Raw genomic sequence first — 16,714 nt, forward strand, 5'->3', positions numbered from 1 at the left:
TACCAGCCGCGTGAATTCACCGATTGTCCAGCGCCCGGCGTCACTTCACTCTTTGTCCTGACAGCAATCCAGGGCAGGATCGGCCAACGACCGCCCGATGAGTGACATGGACCCGATTGTGACAGGACCGGATGCGCCCGGCGCCGCTATGGTGCGGCTGACGGGCATCGCCAAGACTTTCCATGGCAAGGATGGCCGCACGGTCGCCGCCCTGGCCGGGATCGACCTCGACATTCCCCGGGGCGGCATCACCGCCATCGTCGGCCCCAGCGGTGCGGGCAAGAGCAGTCTGCTGCGCGCCGTCAACCTGCTGGAACGGCCCGATGCCGGCACGGTGATCGTCGGTGGCCGCGACCTGACGGCCCTGGACGAAGGGGCCTTGCGCCACGCCCGGCAATCCATCGGCATGATCTTCCAGCATTTCAACCTGCTGGCCAACCGCACCGTGGCCGGCAATGTCGCCCTGTCGTTGGAACTGGCCGGATGGTCCGCCGACCGCATCGGCCCGCGCGTGACCGAACTGCTGGAACTGGTCGGCCTGACGGACAAGGAAACCCAGTATCCCGCCGCCCTGTCCGGCGGGCAGAAGCAGCGGGTGGGCATCGCCCGCGCCTTGGCGCCGAACCCGCAGCTGCTGCTGTGTGACGAGGCGACATCGGCGCTGGATCCGGAAACCACCCGTCAGATCCTGGCCCTGATCCGCCGCATCAACCGCGATCTGGGCCTGACCGTGCTGCTGATCACCCACGAAATGGCCGTGGTGCGCGAGGTGGCGGATCAGGTCGTGGTGCTGGAGGCCGGGCGCATCATCGAACAGGGTGCCGTCGCCGACGTGTTCGCCCATCCCGCCCACCCCACCACCCGCCGCTTCCTGCTGGGCGAAACCGGCACGGAACTGCCGGCCGGCCTGGCCGCCCGCCTGTCGCCCACCCCCGTCGCCGGTGGCGCCACCCTGATCCGCCTGCATGCCGTGGGCGCCCTTGCCGCCTCCCCCATCCTCTCCGACCTGGGCGGCCTGGGCATCGCCGCCCGCCTGATCGCCGGCCGGGTGCAGCCTTTGGGCGACCAGCCCTTCGCCGGCCTGATCGCCGCCCTGTCGGGTGACGAGGCCGCCATCACCACCGCCATCCACCAATTGCGCGCCCGTGGCGCGGAGATCGAGGTTCTGGGCCATGTCGCCACAGATGCTGTCGCTGCTGGCTGACGCCACGGTCCAGACATTGCTGATGGTCCTGGTGGCCGGTGGTCTGGCCACCCTGGCCGGCGTGCCCTTGGGCCTGTTCCTGGCGCTGTCGGGGGCCGGCGACCTGCTGCCGCGCCCGGCGCTGCAGCGCACCCTGGGCCTGGTGGTGAACGCCACCCGCTCCACCCCCTTCATCATCCTGGTCGTGGCCATCGTGCCGCTGACCCGCCTGCTGACCGGCACCTCCATCGGCACCGCCGCCGCCACGGTCCCGCTGACGCTCGCCGCCATCCCCTTCATCGCCCGCGTGGTCGAAGCCGCGGTGCGCGAGGTCGATCACGGCCTGCTGGACGCCGCCCGCGCCATGGGGGCCAAGCCCGGCCAGGTGGTGACCAAGATCCTGCTGCCCGAGGCACGCGCCGGCATCGTCCGCGGCCTGACCTTGGCCGCCGTCAATCTGGTGGGTTATTCCGCCATGGTCGGGGCGGTCGGCGGCGGTGGCCTGGGCGATCTGGGCATCCGCTACGGCTATCAGCGCTTCATGCCGGAAATGATGCTGGCCGTGGTGCTGATCCTGATCATCGTCGTGCAGGCCCTGCAATCGGGTGGCGAGGCCCTGGCCCGCCGCCTGGACAAACGTCACCCCGGAAGCTGAAGGTTGAACCCATGCGCATCTCCGCCTTGCTTGCCCTGACCGCCACCCTGCTGGTCCCCGTCGCCGCGCAGGCGGAAACCATCAGGATCGGCGTCACCCCCGGCCCCCACGCCCAGATCATGGAAGTGGTGAAGAAGGAGGCCAAGGCCCAGGGCCTGGACCTCCAGGTGCTGGAATTCAGCGACTATGTCGTGCCCAACACCGCGCTCGCCGATGGCGACCTGGATGCCAATTCCTTCCAGCATCAGCCCTATCTGGACAACCAGATCACCGACCGCGGCTTCAAGCTGGTCTCCGTGGCCCAGACCGTGACCTTCCCGCTGGGCATCTTCTCCCATAAAGCCAAGTCGCTGGACACGCTGCCCAAGGGGGCCAAGATCGCCATCCCCAACGACCCCACCAATGGCGGCCGCGCGCTTTTGCTGCTGAACCATGAGGGCGTGATCGGCGTGGATGGAAAGGCGGGGCTGAAGGCCACGATCCTGGACATCACCCAGAACCCGAAGAATTTCAAGATCGTGGAACTGGACGCGGCACAGCTGCCGCGCAGCCTGGGTGACGTGGACGCCGCCGCCATCAATGGTAATTACGCGCTGGAGGCCGGATTGGACCCGATCAAGGACGCCATCGCGCGCGAACCCGCCAACGGCCCCTACGCCAACATCATCGCCATCAAAGCCACCGACAAGGACAAGCCCTGGGTGAAGAAGCTGGTCGCGATCTACCAGTCCGCCCCGGTGAAGGCCTTCATCGAGACGACCTTCAAGGGCGCGGTGGTGCCGGCCTGGTGAAATCCGTAGGTCAGGTCGAGGCGTAAGCCGAGCCCTGACGGCAAAGCTATTTGCCATATCTGTCAGGGCTCGGCTTACGCCTCGACCTGACCGGCTTGCTGAGCCACTTCCCCCGACACAATTGTCACAGCCTCGTAACACCTTTGTTACAGGCCTGTTCCCCCGCGCCCACCCCTGGCATCCTCCCCCGCAAATCCTGTCGGACGGAGGATATAAGAATGCGATTGCGGACCCTGGCCCTGACGGGCCTGTTGCTGACCGGCGCCACCCTGGCCTTTTCGGGCCCGGTACTGGCCCAGCAGAAGAAGGTGATGAGCGCCACCGACATGTGGGGGATGAAGCGGATCGCCGCTCCCGCCCTGTCGCCCGACGGCAAGTCGGCGGTGGTGTCGGTTTCCGTCTATGATCTGAAGACGGACAAGCGCGCCGCCGATCTCTGGCTGTTCCCCGTCGATGGCGGGCCGGCGCGCCAGCTGACCACCGATCCGGCGGCGGAGAGCGACGCGGTGTGGAGCCCCGATGGCCACTACATCGCCTTCACCGCCAAGCGCGACGAGGACAAGGCCCCGCAGATCTATGTCCTGCCCGTCGTCGGCGGGGAGGCGCGGCGGGTAACGACGGTGCCCACCGGCGCGCGCACGCCGAAATGGCTGCCCGACGGCAGGGGCCTGGTGTTCATGACCCGGGTCTGGACCGATCTCTCCACCTGGGATGACCAGGGCAAGCGGTTGAAGGACCGCGAGGAGAGCAAGATGTCGGCCAAGGTGTGGGACAAGGCGCCCATCGCCTATTTCGACCATTATCTGGACGACCGCGAGAACCATCTCTACGCCACCGACATCGACGGCGCCACGCCCCGCGCCATCACGCCCGGCAGCGGCGTGTCGGTGCAGTACAACGAAGGTTCCGCCCCCTTCGACATCTCCCCCGACGGCAAGGAAATCGCCTTCCCGGTGAATGTCGACAAGGTGGGCAACCGTCCCAATACCGACCTGTTCACCATCGCCGTGGCCGGCGGCGCCGCCACCAACATCACGCCGGCCAACGTGACCGGTCCCGACAGCAACCCGCTCTATTCGCCCGACGGCAAGTCTCTGGCCTACAACCAGCGCAGCCTCTACGGCTTCTATGGCGAGAATGCCAAGCTGATCGTGCGCGACCGCACCACCGGTGCCACGCGTGACATCACCGCCGGCTTCGACCGATCGGCGGGCAATTTCGCCTGGACCGGGGATAGCGCTTCCCTTTACGGCGCCGTGGACGATGCCTCGGTCCAGCGCGTCTACCGCTATGACGCCAAGGGCAAGGCCAAGCCGCAGCGCGTCACCGACGGCGCCAATGGCGACGTCACCGACGTGGAGGTGGCGGGCAAGACCCTGGTCGGCCTGCGCCAGTCGATCAGCGCGCCGGGAGAGCTGGTTTCGATCGATGCCAAGTCCGGCAAGATCCGCGACATCTCCGCCGCCAATGCCCAGGCCCTGGCCGGCTTCCAGATGGGCAAGGTGGAAAGCGTCACCTACAAGGGTGCCAATGGCGACGACATCCAGATGTGGGTGGTCTATCCGCCGAACTTCGACCCGTCGAAGAAATACCCGGCCATGATGCTGGTCCATGGCGGCCCGCATAATGCCATCACCGACGCCTTCTCCTATCGCTGGAACGCCCAGGTGTTCGCCGGCTGGGGCTATGTCGTCACCTGGCATAATTTCCATGGCTCCAGCGGCTTCGGCCAGGCCTTCACCGACAGCATCAATCCCGAATGGGGCGAGGTGCCGTACCAGGACACGATGAAGGCCGCCGACTGGCTGGCCGCCAAGCCCTTCATCGACAAGGACCGCATGCTGGCCGCCGGTGCCTCTTACGGTGGCTACCTGACCAGTTTCATCCTGGGCCGCGAACATCCGTTCAAGACCCTGGTGATCCACGCCGCCGTCTATAACCTCTACAGCCAGTACGCCGCCGATTTCAGCGGCAGCCAGGGCCGGTTCAAGGAATTCTGGGACGATCAGGAAAACATCGCCCGCAATTCCCCGCACATGCAGGCCGGCAATTTCAAGACCCCGACCCTGGTCCTGCATGGCGAGCAGGATCTGCGCGTGCCCATCAACCACGGGATCGAGCTGTTCAATACGTTGCAGCGCCGTGGCGTGGAAAGCCGCCTGGTTTATTTCCCCGACGAGAACCACTGGGTGCTGAAGCCGCAGAACAGCGTCTTCTGGTATGGCGAGGTCGAACGCTGGGTGAAGGCCCACGTCGCCCCCGGCCCCACGGCCCCGGCATCGTGACGTGAAAAGGGCGGGGCCGAAAGGCCCCACCCCTTTTTAAGTTTGGGCTGTAAGGCCGCCAACTATATCTACCGTCACCCCGGCGAAAGCCGGGGCCCAGCGTGAGGCGCGGTCAGCGCCGATATGACTCATATCGCGGCAGACGCCGCTCTACGCCTGGGCCCCGGCTTTCGCCGGGGTGACGGCAGAGAAACGTCAACAAAGGCCAGGAAGCCCCCCTCAATCCGCCCCCTCATCCCCCTTGGTGACCGCACTCTCGATCAGGGTCATGGCTTCCAGGATCAGGTGGCGCATAGCCGTGGCGGCCCCTTCCGCATCGCCGGCGATGATGGCGTCCGACACTTTCTGATGGTCGGCCACGCTGGCCAGCCGCACGCCCTTGCGGCGGTTGGTCAGGCGGATGGAGGTGCGCAGGGCCGCGTCGATGACGTCACGCAGCTGGGCATAGAACCGGTTGCCCGTCGCCTCCAGCACCGCGACATGAAAGGCGATGTCGGATGTCAGCGGATCGTCATCGCCCAGCTCCGCCGCCTGCATGCGCCGCACCGCCAGCTGGATGGCGTTCCTGGCCTTCTCGTCGGCATGCTTGGCGGCCAGCGACGCCGCCACCGGCTCGATCGCCAGGCGCACCTGGGTGAATTCCAGCAGCAGGGTGGGCGAGAATTTGCGCTCCAGCAGCCAGCGCAGCACGTCGGGGTCCAGCAGGTTCCAGTTGCGCTCCGGCTCGATCCAGGTGCCTTGACGGGGGCGGGCCTTCAGCAGGCCCTTCGCCGTCAGCATCTTCACCGCCTCGCGCAGCACCGACCGGCTGGCACCCAGGCGCTTGCACAGCTCCGCCTCCGTCGGGAACGGGTTGGAATGGCCATAGGTACCGGTAACAATATCGACGCCAAGTTGCTGGAGGATGCCATAGGTGAAGTTCCGACCGGACTCCGCTCGCAAACCCCGCTCATTCCCGCTCATGCGTTCCCGCTCCCGCATCGCCGGCACCCGCCCCAGGGTGCCTGGCCGTTTCCTGTCTCCAGGATAGCTATCCAGCAGGCGAGCACGAAAGGCAAGATACCGATATCAGCTGGTACCCTTCCGCCACGCCGAAATAATCTGCCGCGCGCGCTCGCCCACCTCGGCCGCCTCCATACCGGGCTTGAAAACCTCGCCGCCGACGCCGATCCCAGCCACGCCGGCCTCAATCCAGGGGCCCAGATTGCCGGCCCCGACCCCACCCACGGCGTAAAGGCGCACATCGCGCGGCATCACCGCCGACAGCGCCTTCAGATGGCCATGACCATAGGTGGAGGCGGGAAACAGCTTCAGATGCCGGGCACCGGCCTTGATGGCGGCAAACGCCTCCGTCGCCGTGGCGAATCCGGGCATGGGCAGCAGCCCCAGGGACACGGCGTGGGCAATCACCGCCGGATCGCTGTTGGGCGTCACGATCAGCTTGCCGCCAGCCGCCACCACCTGATCCACCGCCTCGGCGCTCAGCACCGTGCCGGCCCCGACCAGACACTCGTCACCGAAATGCGCGGCCAGCCGGGCGATGCTGTCCAGCGGCTGCGGGCTGTTCAACGGCACCTCGATGGTGCGGAAGCCGGCATCGAACAGGGCCTGGCCGATGGCGGCCACCGCGTCCGGCGTCACACCGCGCAGGATGGCGACCAGGGGCGTATCGGTCAGGTGGCGTTCCAGATTGGCGATCATGGTCTCAAGCCTTAGAGGACAGGGAATTGGTATGGACGGAAAACAGCCCCGCGAGCGCCAGATCGGCGCCATCCAGGCAGGCCGCGTCCTGCCCCGCGACACGCAGCGCCGCCGCATAGGCATCGGTCAGCACCGGGCTGGCCACCAGCGTAACGGGGCCATCCAGATCGCCCGACACACCCGCCAGCCCGCCGGCCACATCCGCCCCGATCACCAGCCCCGACAGGAAGGACAGCGCATCCTGCGCTGTCATCCCTTCCAGCAACTGGCGCGACCGCGCCTCGAACAGCAGATGCGGCAGGGCGGCCTTGGTCAGCGCCCGTTCCACCCCCCGGTCGAACGCGGCACCCGCCTGCGGCTGCAACCCGTCGGTGCCGCGGCCCAGCACGCTATGCTGACGCAGCAAAGCGAACAGCTCCCCGCTGAACCCCGTCTGGAAATGCCGGACCGTGCCATCCTCCAGCAGCACCCATTTGGCGTGCGTACCGGGCAGGCACAGCAGGCGACGGCCCTGGCGCAGCTCCGGCTTCGTGGCCAGCGCGCCCAGGATCTGCGTCTCCTCCCCCCGCATCACGTCGGGGGCCCCTTGCGGATTGGTGGTGGACAGGCCGGGAATGATCGCCATCTCCGCCCCCGCCGCCTTGAACCGCGTCAGGCCCGAGGCCAGCGACCGCACATCGGCCGGACACGGCTGATACACCGCCTCCACCCAACCGATCGACGACCCGACCATGCCGCAGAACAGGGCCGGCAGCGGGCCATGGGCATCGCGCCACGCGGCCGTGGCCTCCATGAACGCCGCTTCCACCCGCCCCGGCACGGCGGCCACGCCCGGCCCTTCCGCCCGGTCCAGCACCTGCCCGTCGCGGCACAGCCAGAGCCGCAGATTGCTGGTACCCCAGTCGCCGGCGATGAAGGTGCCCATGGATGATCCCCCTGATCCGATGGCGCTGGATATATATGACAAATCCGCAGCCTGTAAAGCACAGCAGGGCTTGACTGGCCTGATTTATACGATAAATAGAAGGCGTGTGGCGCTGATGCCGTTCCTTTGGGGACGGGTCCCTGTTAGCCCACCTCCCAACAGACTTGATCCTTCAGGGAACCGGCTCCTGCCTCGCAGGGGCCGGTCTTTTTTGCTGAACTTCCTGGGGCACCTTCGCTGCCACCTACTCCACCGTCATCCCGGCGAAAGCCGGGACCCAGGGGCCACAGGCTCAAACCTCGAAGCTGCCTTTATTAAAGCTGCCGAGAGGTCGGGCGCCCGGCCCCTGGGTCCCGGCTTTCGCCGGGATGACGAGGTGGGCGCTTCTATTTGCTCCTAACGCCCGTCCATCAACCGCTCCGTTACATCCAGCCGGGCCTGAAACGGATCGCGGCTGACCTTCGGCCCCTGGTTGGTGAAATCCACCAGCCATTCATCCCCCGCCACCAGCCGCGGCGCCACCACCTTCATCCCATGACCGGGCACGCCCGTCCGCGCGAAGCTGGTCCAATATTCCCGCCACAGCCCCGCCATGGCCAGGTCCCCCTTCGTCGCGACACTGCCATAGCGCGGCAGCACCCGGTCGAAGATGAAGGGCAGCTCCTTGGCATGTTCGGTGCCCGCCCACCGCGCCCGCATGTTTTCGGCGACATAGGAGAAGCGGTACTGGAACACCGGCTGCCCCGTCGCCGCCAGGGCACGGGCCATGGCGCGCGCCGGCTCGATGAAGATGGCATCGCCATTGACCCGGTGGCCGACAACCTTCGCGGCATCACCCCCCGTCGGGTCATAGGCCCGCACCGCCTCCGCCCGCAGCGGCCCGAAGGCCCCCAAAATCCTGTCCTTGTCGCCGCCGCTGTACCAGCCGTCGGCACTGGTCGCCCCCACCATAACCGGCACCTTCGCCGCCTTGCCCGCCCGGAACAGGGCTAGCAATTCACCACCCAGCAGCTTTCCATCCTCCACCGGCCCGGAATAATCATCCGTACCGCCCAGCGTCGCCAGGTTCAGCCGCCCCACCAGCCGCTCCGCCGGCAATGCCCGCAGCGTCGCCAGCCCGGCCGCCCCCGTATCGGCAATCCCCTGGTTGGCGGCGAACCGCACCCCGATCGCCTCCCCCTGCGCCAGGGTCGGCGATGGCAGCATGTTCGACCGCCCGCCGCCCGACATGGCGATGGCCTTGTGGAACAGTCCGCGCGCCTCGGGTGCCGTCAGCAACACATTGACCGACTCTCCCCCGGCACTCTCGCCAAAGATGGTGACATTGCCCGGATCGCCGCCGAACGCCGCGATATTGGCCGCCACCCAGCGCAAGGCCGCGATCTGGTCCATGAAGCCATAGTTCGCCACCGGCCCCCCCGCCGCTTCCGCCGTCAGGGCCGGATGCGCGAAGAAACCGAACCGGCCCAGCCGATGGTTGGCCGACACCACGACCACGCGATCGCCTGCCATCGCCGACCCATCATAGATGGCGGGCGACGTGCCGCCATTGACGAAGCCGCCGCCATGGACCCAGACCATGACCGGCAGCTTTCTGGCCCCCTTCGGCCGCCAGACATTCAGGTAAAGGCAATCCTCCGTCGGCACCGTGGCCAGCGGCGCATCATCACCGATGAACACCTTCTGCGCGCAATCCGCCCCATAGGTCTCCGCCGCCCGTACCTCCATCCAGGGCTGCACCGGCACCGGCGGTCGCCAGCGCAGATCGCCCACCGGCGGGGATGCGAACGGAATGCCCCGGAAGCTCTCCACCCCGTCCGCCACCAGCCCGCGCACCGGCCCGCTTTGCGTCGTCACGACCGGCCCATCACCGGCAAGCACCGGCCCCGTCGCCAGCAGGCAAAGGCAGAGGAAAAGCGCCCTGGCATTCATCCCCGATATCCTTTTTGGTTTTTAAACCCTCAAACCTTGCCCAGCGCCTTCAGCGCCACCGGCCCCATGGCCAGGTATCCGTCGCGGTTGGGATGCACCGCATCCTTGCCCAGCGCCGCCTTCAGCCCCTTGTCCACATCGGCCAGCACCGGCCAGTAATCGATGTAAGTGTGGCCGTCGCGCCGGCAGAACCCGGCGATCCATTCATTCAGCGCCAGGATGCGCTCCGTCGGATCGCCCACCGACTTGCGCCAATAGATGTCACGGGCCGGCGGCACTGAGCCCATGAAAACCTTCATCCCCGCCGCCCGGGCCAGCGCCACCATGGCGGCCAGATTGTCCTGGGTCAGCTTGGCATCATAGGTCCCGGCATTTTCCGCCACGTCATTGGTACCGGCCAGGATATGCACGGCGCGCGGCTGCAACTCCAGCACGTCGGGCACGAAGCGCAGCAGCATCTGCGACGTCGTCTGCCCGGAAATGCCGCGCCCGATGAAGCCGTTGGCGGGGAAGAACCCACCATCATATTCATCGCGCGCCCAGTTCTCGGTGATGCTGTCCCCTATGAACACCACCCGCCGCCTGTCGGCCGGCAGCGCCTTGTCGGTGGTGTTCGCGGCCTCATACCGGCTGCGTTTGATCCAGTCCGACGCCTGGAACGGCTCCGCCGCCCCCACCGGCAGGGCCGACAGCAGCGTCGCGGCGGGAAGCAGGCCAAGAAGGTGACGGCGGGTGGGGTGCATGGGGACTCCGATGATGTCCGTGGGTTGGGGGATATCTTAAACTCATCACACCCTCCTCGCCTCCCCCGCGAAAGTCCGGGCTGCGAGGGTTTCAGCAATATCCACCGTCACCCCGGCGGAGGCCGGGGTGACGGTGGGGAGAGTGGTAACGATGGTGCCCAAGACATTCGCGGAAAGGCACAGCAGCCTCACCGCGTCACCACCACCTGCCCCCCTTCATAAACCACCTCGCGCGTCCCCTTCACCGCGAAATCGGCGGCCTTCGCATCGGCCCCGTCGATCCAGCGCACGCGGATGGTGCGTTTGGCCGCCATGCCGGGGAATGCCCCCTGCCGTTCCCCGATGGTCAACTCGCCCGCCGCCTGGTTCCAGGTGAACTTGATCCGCGCGAACTCGCCCTTCTCATAGCCGTACGTCGTCCCCTCATCCTCATAGAGGTCGACACTCCCGTCCGCCCCGGCATAGACATTCAGCAACAGCGATCCATCCTGGCTTTCCGCCGTGGACTGCACCTCCGGCCCCGTGGGGATGATCGCCCCTTCCCGCACGAACAGCGGAATGCGCGACAGCGGCGCCTCGGCCACCACCTCCTGCCCGCCCGCCACCTTGGCACCCGTATAGAAATCCACCCAGTTGGCGCCGGCCGGCAGATAGACCGTGCGGCTGGTCGCCCCCTGTTGATAGACCGGCGCCACCAGCAGCGACGGCCCGAACAGATACTGCGTGCCCAGATCCTTCACCTTGGCATCGGCGGGGAAATCCTGGGCCAGCGCCCGCATGATCGTCCCATCCTTGTGCCAGGTGTCGCCCGCCAGCGTGTAGATATAGGGCATCAGCCGGTAGCGCAGCTTGGTGTACCAGACCATGGACTTGTAGATGTCCGACCCCTCCGGCGCGATGTTCCAGATCTCGCGCAAGGGGAACTGCCCGTGGCTGCGGAACAGCGGCGAAAACGCCCCGAACTGGAACCAGCGCAGGTTCAGCTCCCGCCATTCCGCCTGATCGGCGGCCGCCATCGGCTGCGCCTCGAACCGCTTTTCCAGCGCGAAGCCGCCGATATCCGTGGTCCAGTTAGGCAGACCCGACAGCGACGTGTTGATCCCCGCCGCGATCTGGTGCTCCAGATCGACGAAGCGCGACACCACGTCCCCGCTCCACACCGCCATGCCATGGCGCTGCTGCCCGGCAAAGCCCGATCGGGTCAGGATGAAGCTGCGCTGCCCGCCATCATCGCGCCGCTCCCCGTCATAGACCGCCTTGGTCTGCATCAGGGGGTAGGAGTTGAACATCGCCGCCCCCGGCCCCATCGCCGTGGGCCCGATGCGCAGCTTCACCTCCTCGATCGGCAGGTTGGAATGGACATCGGGTTCGCTATTGTCCAGCCACCAAGCATCGACCTTCAGCACGTTCAGCTTGTCGCGCATCTGCCGCCAATAGATGTCGCGCGCCTCCGGACTGTACGGGTCGTAATGGGCGTTCAGGTACCCGTCGCCGATCCAGTCGCGCTCCCCCTTCTCGACATTGCGGCGATAGATGTAGCCCTTGGCGTCCAGCTCCTTGTAATGCGCCGTCTCCGGATAGAATTTCGGCCAGACGGAGATCATGAAGCGGGCATTCAGCTTGTGGACCTGCTCCACCATGCCGGCCGGATCGGGGAAGCGCGCCTTGTCGAAATCATGGCTGCCCCAGGCATCCTCGGGCCAGTAGTTCCAGTCCAGCACGATATTATCCAGCGGAATGCCGCGCTTGCGGTATTCCTTGACGGTATCCACCACCTCGGCCTGGGTCTTGTACCGTTCCCGGCTCTGCCAGAACCCATAGGCCCAGCGCGGCAGCAGCACCGATTTGCCGGTCAGCTGCCGGTACCCGGCGATGACCCCGTCGATATCGTCCCCGGCGATGACGTAATAATCCAGCGCATTGGCCACTTCCGACGACAGGGTCAAAGCGTGGCGCTCATCCGCCGGCAGCGGGTCCTGATGGCCGACACCGATATAGCCGCCATCGGGCTGCCATTCGACGCGGATGTCATGCTGCTTGCCGGCCTCCAGCGCGACCTCGAAATTATGGAACCAGGGGTTCCAGTTCTGGCGCCAGCGATGGATGACCTCCTTGCCATCCACGAACACGGTGGCATAGCCGCTGGAATAGAGCTGGAACTTGTGCACGCCGGCCTTGTCGGTGCTGACCTTGCCCTCCCAGGTCACCTTCTGGCCCGGCGTGTCGCGGGTCTTGTCCGGCCGGCGGGTCCCCCCTACCTCCGCCGGCCAGTTGGCCAGATCATCCAGGTCTCGCCAGTCGATCTTGCTCTCCCGGCGTACCAGCTTGGCCTCGCCATCCCTGGTATAGGTGGCGGTCAGCGCCCCTTCCTTGCCCTGCGCATCGAACAGCTTCAGCGACCCGTCCAGATCGGCATAATCATGCGGCACGCCGAACCGGGTGATGGAATTATTGTCCCACAGCAGTCCGTAATTGCGGCTGGACACGACGAAGGGAACCGCGATGTCCATATTATGCTGCGCCAGCCGCAGATCCTCGCCATTCCAGTCCAGCACCCCGTTCTGGTGCTGCCCCAGCCCATAGAATGCCTCGTCCGTGCCGGGATTGAAGCTCTGGGTGATGGTGTAATAGTCGCGGTCCAGCACCTTCACCGGTGCAATGGCACCCCGGTCCTTCTCCGCCAGCAATTCCTTGCCGTTCTTGTCCAGGAAACGGACCGCGCCCGTGACCAAGGTCAGTTCAGCGGTCAGGGCCGGGGTCTTCAGGCGAGCCACCTTGCCGTCCTCCGGCAGCTCCACCGTAAACCCACCCTTGACCGGCCCCGCCACCACCATCAGGCTGGCGGGGATGTCCAGGCTGTCGGTGGCCACTGCCGTGACGCGGATGGTCCGGTCATTGATCACTTGCAAGCGCAGTTTCCTCACCGGCCCCGACGAGAAGGTGGCGACCAGCCCGTCCTCGGTCCCCATCACAGTTCTCGACGCCACGATCTTCATCGCCTCGTCGTTGCCGGATTGGACCCCACCGTCGCAACCGGCCAGCAGCAACAGCGGCAGCAGGACCGCGCAGGGCCCCATCATGGATCGGAAAGTCATGCGTTGTTTTCTCCCTGTCGCGGGCGTTGGCGCCCGATCGAACTGCCAAAACTCATCATCTCAACTGCATTTTCCGTCATCCCGGCGAAAGCCGGGACCCAGGGGCCAAAGGATCGAACCGCGAAGCTGCGTTGATCGACGCTGCCGACAGGCTTTCGCCGGGATGACGAGAGAGAAGGACATCTGATCACTCCACCTTCATCGGATACGTCCCCAAGGTGACCCGCAGGATCTGCGCGCGGTCGGTCAGGTTCAGTCCGTAATCCGTCTGGTCGCCGTTCCAGACGCGATCCACGACCCAGGCGCCCTCGACAAATCGCCCTTCCTCCACCCGGTCATAGATGCGGCCGCGACCGTCGCGCGTGGTCTGGAAATCCACCCGCGCATGCATGCCGGTGATCAGGTAATCGTCCTTGCCCATCTCGATCACGACCGCCCCGCCCTTGGGCGTGGGATTGCCGGGCGGCTTGTCCATGCCGAACTGGCCGAGCCCGTAGGACAGTTCCACCTTCCAGGGTGCCGCGCCCAGGGCGATCACCTCGCTATGCGCGGCCTCCGGTTCCGCACCGCCCCAGACCTTGCCCTTCAGGCTCTGTTCGGCGATCAGGCCGGCGATGGGGCCGACGGTGCGATAGGCCAGGGCAAAGGGCGCCAAGGTTTCCGGGGTGATCTTCTCCGCCCCCAGCGGCGCGTTGGCATAGCCGGTATAGTCCAGCCCGAACGGGCTGAACCCGATCCCCTGCCGCCCCAGCAGGGCGAACAGATACCGCGCATAGACCGCTTTGCTGCCCATCTCCGCCACCATCAGGGCATTGTCGGGCCGGCCATATTGTTCCAGCGTCTTGGTATAGGGGGCGTAGGCGTCCATGTAGATGTCGGGCGCCAGGAAATCGATATGCGGGGCGGCGGCCTTCCAGACATCCAGCACGTTCCAAGTCGGCCCGCCGGCGGAATAGGTGTAGGGGTCCTGATCCTTGAACGGGTCGCGGAGCGCCGCATTCACATACAGGGGCAGGTCGTATTCCCGCTTGCCCGCCGCCGCCACCGCATCCACGAAGCGGCCGATATGCCAGGCATGGAAATACTCGTCGGCATCCTTGCCGAACACGTTCGCCCAGGTGCCCGGCTTCTTGCCCATGGCCTTCACCAGTTCCGCGGGCACCGCCCCCTGGAACAGCTTCTCCGCGTCCTTGCCATGGTCGCGGATGGCGCCATAGGTGCCGACCTCGTTCTCCACCTGCACCATGATCACCGTACGCTGGGCGTCCACCTTCTTCAGATGGCGCATGAAGGCGGCAAACGCCTTGCTGTCCGCCGCCAGCGTTTCCGTGCCATGCGGCGACAGGGAATTGCGGATGATGCCCCCGGATTCCACCACCCGCGGAAACCGGTCATTATCCAGCTTCACCCAGGACGGCGCGTAATTGGGGCCGTTATTCTTCCAGGTCGCGAACCAGAGCGGGATCAGCCGCACCTTGTTGGCGCGGGCCTGTTCCAGCAGCGTATCGACGAAGGAGAAATCGAACTCCCCCTCCTTGGGCTCCACCTGCTCCCAGGCGATGGGCACCTGCACGGTGTTGGCACCAACTTCCTTCACCGCCGGCCAGACCATCGGCAGGGTGGCGGGATAATTGCTGGAATTATTGACCTGCGCCCCCAGGATCAGGAACGGCTTGCCATCGACCAGCAGGGCATGCCGCCCCTTCTCCGTCACCATCTTCGGCAGCGGCGCCTCGGCAAGGGCTGGCGCCCCCAAACTCAGGCCGACAAGGACAACCGCCAGCAGGCGGCAGAATCTCACAATCAACATCTCTGCTCCTGTCGGGCTCAGGCGGCGGCGGCCCGGCAATGGCGGTTCAGGAAGGCGCGGTGGCCCGGCATCGCGGCGATGGACCGGTTGACATGGTCCAGGTTACGCGCCAGGCGCTGGCGCATCTCCGCCTCGGGCAGCACATCGGCCATCGGGTCGTACGCCACCGGGTGCACCCCCTGGCCCAGGAACACCGCCACCCAGCTGGCCTCGGAGAACAATTGCCCGTCAAACCGCGCCACCCGCCCACGCGCCCGGAACAGGTCCATCTTGTGGCGCAGGCTGTCGGGGATGGCCATGGTCCGGCAATAGTTCCAGAAGTCGGAATCGTCCCGCTCCGTGGCGTGGTAATGCAGGATCAGGAAGTCGCGGATCTGCTCATATTCGATCTCCGACAGCCGGTTGAACTCGTCCCGCGTCGCCGGATCGCGCACATCGGTGGGCATCAGGGCCAGCAGCCGGAACAGGGCCGTCTGCACCAGATGGATCGACGTACTTTCCAGCGGTTCCATGAACCCGCCGGCCAGCCCGATCCCCACGACATTGCGCACCCACGCCTTCTCCCGCCGCCCGGCGGTGAAGCGCAGGGGGCGCGGGTCGGCCAGGACCTTGCCATCCAGATTGCCCATCAGGATGGCTTCCGCCTCCGCGTCATCCATGAAGGCCGATGAATAGACATGGCCATTGCCGATCCGGTGCTGCAGCGGGATGCGCCATTGCCAGCCCGCCGCATGCGCCGTGGACCGCGTATAGGGCGTGATCTCGTCCGTTCCCACGCACGGCACGGCCAGCGCGCGATCGCACGGCAGCCAGCGGCTCCAATCCCGGAATCCCACGCCCAGCGTCTGGCCCAGCAGCAGCGACCGGAAGCCCGAGCAATCCAGGAACAGGTCGCCCTCGATCATGGTCCCGTCGGCCAGGTCCAGGGTCGTGACATACCCGTCCTCGGCACGCTGCCTAACGCCCACGATCCGCCCCTCCACCCGCCGCACGCCCAGCTTCACGGCGAAATCGCGCAGATACGCGGCATAGAGCGAGGCATCGAAATGATAGGCAAACGACAGGACAGGCGCCCCTGTCGGCCCCTGCGGGATCTCCGGCGCGAACTTGCCGGCCCGCGCCGCGGCGATGGCCGGGCAATAGTCGCCGATATCCGTGCCATCCCCCAGCGCGCGCAGGCGCAGCCAGTAATGATGGAAGGACACGGCATCGATATTGCCGCCATAATTACCGAACGGATGGATGTAACTGTGGCCCTGCCGGGTCCAGTTGCGGAATTCGATGCCCAGCTTGAAGCTGCCCTGGGTGCGGGCGACAAAGTCGGCCTCGTCCAGCCCCAGCAGCTGGTTGAAGAACTGGATGGGTGGAATGGTGGCTTCCCCCACCCCCACCGTGCCGATCTCGGCGGATTCCACCAGGGTGATCCGCCCCAGCCGCCCCTTGGTGGCCTTGGCCAGCAAGGCGGCACTCATCCACCCGGCGGTCCCGCCACCGACGATAACGATGTGATGCTGCTTCTCCGGCATCATCCTTCCCTCCCAGGTTTTCTGCGCCTTTGCGGCGTCTTCGATAACGGTAACATCACCCGATCCCC

The 16,714-nt window shown here is 66.2% G+C and carries 12 protein-coding genes; 4 read left to right on the forward strand and 8 right to left on the reverse strand.

Translation table 11 applies throughout. The features are described from left to right. Positions 1-148: 148 nt before the first annotated feature. From ACM9HJ_RS22915 to ACM9HJ_RS22930, 4 genes are all read left to right on the forward strand, one after another. Positions 149-1,204, forward strand: coding sequence for a methionine ABC transporter ATP-binding protein (locus ACM9HJ_RS22915; RefSeq protein ID WP_416574214.1), 1,056 nt, complete (start codon positions 149-151; stop codon positions 1,202-1,204). Next, complete coding sequence (locus ACM9HJ_RS22920) at positions 1,173-1,838, forward strand: methionine ABC transporter permease (RefSeq protein WP_416574091.1); 666 nt, start codon at positions 1,173-1,175, stop codon at positions 1,836-1,838. The genes ACM9HJ_RS22915 and ACM9HJ_RS22920 overlap by 32 nt, the downstream gene beginning before the upstream one ends. A gap of 11 nt (positions 1,839-1,849) precedes the next feature. Continuing rightward, positions 1,850-2,629, forward strand: a complete 780-nt coding sequence (locus ACM9HJ_RS22925; protein ID WP_416574092.1) for a MetQ/NlpA family ABC transporter substrate-binding protein — start codon at positions 1,850-1,852, stop codon at positions 2,627-2,629. A gap of 218 nt (positions 2,630-2,847) precedes the next feature. Beyond that, entirely contained in the window at positions 2,848-4,914 is a 2,067-nt protein-coding gene (locus tag ACM9HJ_RS22930) for a prolyl oligopeptidase family serine peptidase (RefSeq protein ID WP_416574093.1), read from the forward strand. Between the two features lie 219 nt (positions 4,915-5,133). Here the strand turns inward: ACM9HJ_RS22930 and ACM9HJ_RS22935 are convergent, their stop codons facing one another. The 8 genes from ACM9HJ_RS22935 to ACM9HJ_RS22970 form a co-directional block, all read right to left on the reverse strand. Continuing rightward, positions 5,134-5,877, reverse strand: coding sequence for a FadR/GntR family transcriptional regulator (locus ACM9HJ_RS22935; protein ID WP_416574094.1), 744 nt, complete (start codon positions 5,875-5,877; stop codon positions 5,134-5,136). Between the two features lie 105 nt (positions 5,878-5,982). Beyond that, a complete protein-coding gene (locus ACM9HJ_RS22940) occupies positions 5,983-6,615 on the reverse strand; it encodes a 2-dehydro-3-deoxy-6-phosphogalactonate aldolase (protein ID WP_416574095.1) in 633 nt (210 codons plus the stop codon). Between the two features lie 4 nt (positions 6,616-6,619). Next, on the reverse strand, positions 6,620-7,540 hold the full coding sequence (locus ACM9HJ_RS22945) for a 2-dehydro-3-deoxygalactonokinase (protein WP_416574096.1): 921 nt from the start codon (positions 7,538-7,540) through the stop codon (positions 6,620-6,622). Positions 7,541-7,936: 396 nt separating this feature from the next. After that, positions 7,937-9,472: a carboxylesterase/lipase family protein gene (locus tag ACM9HJ_RS22950; RefSeq protein ID WP_416574097.1), complete on the reverse strand. Its 1,536-nt coding sequence runs from the start codon at positions 9,470-9,472 to the stop codon at positions 7,937-7,939. A gap of 29 nt (positions 9,473-9,501) precedes the next feature. Further along, positions 9,502-10,215, reverse strand: a complete 714-nt coding sequence (locus ACM9HJ_RS22955; protein ID WP_416574098.1) for a GDSL-type esterase/lipase family protein — start codon at positions 10,213-10,215, stop codon at positions 9,502-9,504. A gap of 188 nt (positions 10,216-10,403) precedes the next feature. Continuing rightward, entirely contained in the window at positions 10,404-13,310 is a 2,907-nt protein-coding gene (locus tag ACM9HJ_RS22960) for a TIM-barrel domain-containing protein (protein WP_416574099.1), read from the reverse strand. Positions 13,311-13,497: 187 nt separating this feature from the next. Beyond that, positions 13,498-15,120 carry a DUF5597 domain-containing protein gene (locus ACM9HJ_RS22965; RefSeq protein ID WP_416574100.1) on the reverse strand — a complete coding sequence of 541 codons (1,623 nt, stop codon included), beginning with the start codon at positions 15,118-15,120 and terminating at the stop codon, positions 13,498-13,500. Positions 15,121-15,137: 17 nt separating this feature from the next. Then, on the reverse strand, positions 15,138-16,649 hold the full coding sequence (locus ACM9HJ_RS22970; RefSeq protein ID WP_416574101.1) for a tryptophan halogenase family protein: 1,512 nt from the start codon (positions 16,647-16,649) through the stop codon (positions 15,138-15,140). Positions 16,650-16,714: the final 65 nt, after the last annotated feature.

The organism is Niveispirillum sp. KHB5.9, assembly GCF_048066115.1.
GTDB lineage: Bacteria > Pseudomonadota > Alphaproteobacteria > Azospirillales > Azospirillaceae > Niveispirillum.

Coding starts and splice junctions, on each gene's coding strand:
- ACM9HJ_RS22960 (WP_416574099.1), bottom strand. CDS start 13,310: ATGACTTTCCGATCCATGATGGGGCCCTGCGCGGTCCTGCTGCCGCTG.
- ACM9HJ_RS22940 (WP_416574095.1), bottom strand. CDS start 6,615: ATGATCGCCAATCTGGAACGCCACCTGACCGATACGCCCCTGGTCGCC.
- ACM9HJ_RS22945 (WP_416574096.1), bottom strand. CDS start 7,540: ATGGGCACCTTCATCGCCGGCGACTGGGGTACCAGCAATCTGCGGCTC.
- ACM9HJ_RS22935 (WP_416574094.1), bottom strand. CDS start 5,877: ATGAGCGGGAATGAGCGGGGTTTGCGAGCGGAGTCCGGTCGGAACTTC.
- ACM9HJ_RS22965 (WP_416574100.1), bottom strand. CDS start 15,120: ATGTTGATTGTGAGATTCTGCCGCCTGCTGGCGGTTGTCCTTGTCGGC.
- ACM9HJ_RS22970 (WP_416574101.1), bottom strand. CDS start 16,649: ATGATGCCGGAGAAGCAGCATCACATCGTTATCGTCGGTGGCGGGACC.
- ACM9HJ_RS22950 (WP_416574097.1), bottom strand. CDS start 9,472: ATGAATGCCAGGGCGCTTTTCCTCTGCCTTTGCCTGCTGGCGACGGGG.
- ACM9HJ_RS22955 (WP_416574098.1), bottom strand. CDS start 10,215: ATGCACCCCACCCGCCGTCACCTTCTTGGCCTGCTTCCCGCCGCGACG.
- ACM9HJ_RS22920 (WP_416574091.1), top strand. CDS start 1,173: ATGTCGCCACAGATGCTGTCGCTGCTGGCTGACGCCACGGTCCAGACA.
- ACM9HJ_RS22930 (WP_416574093.1), top strand. CDS start 2,848: ATGCGATTGCGGACCCTGGCCCTGACGGGCCTGTTGCTGACCGGCGCC.
- ACM9HJ_RS22925 (WP_416574092.1), top strand. CDS start 1,850: ATGCGCATCTCCGCCTTGCTTGCCCTGACCGCCACCCTGCTGGTCCCC.
- ACM9HJ_RS22915 (WP_416574214.1), top strand. CDS start 149: ATGGTGCGGCTGACGGGCATCGCCAAGACTTTCCATGGCAAGGATGGC.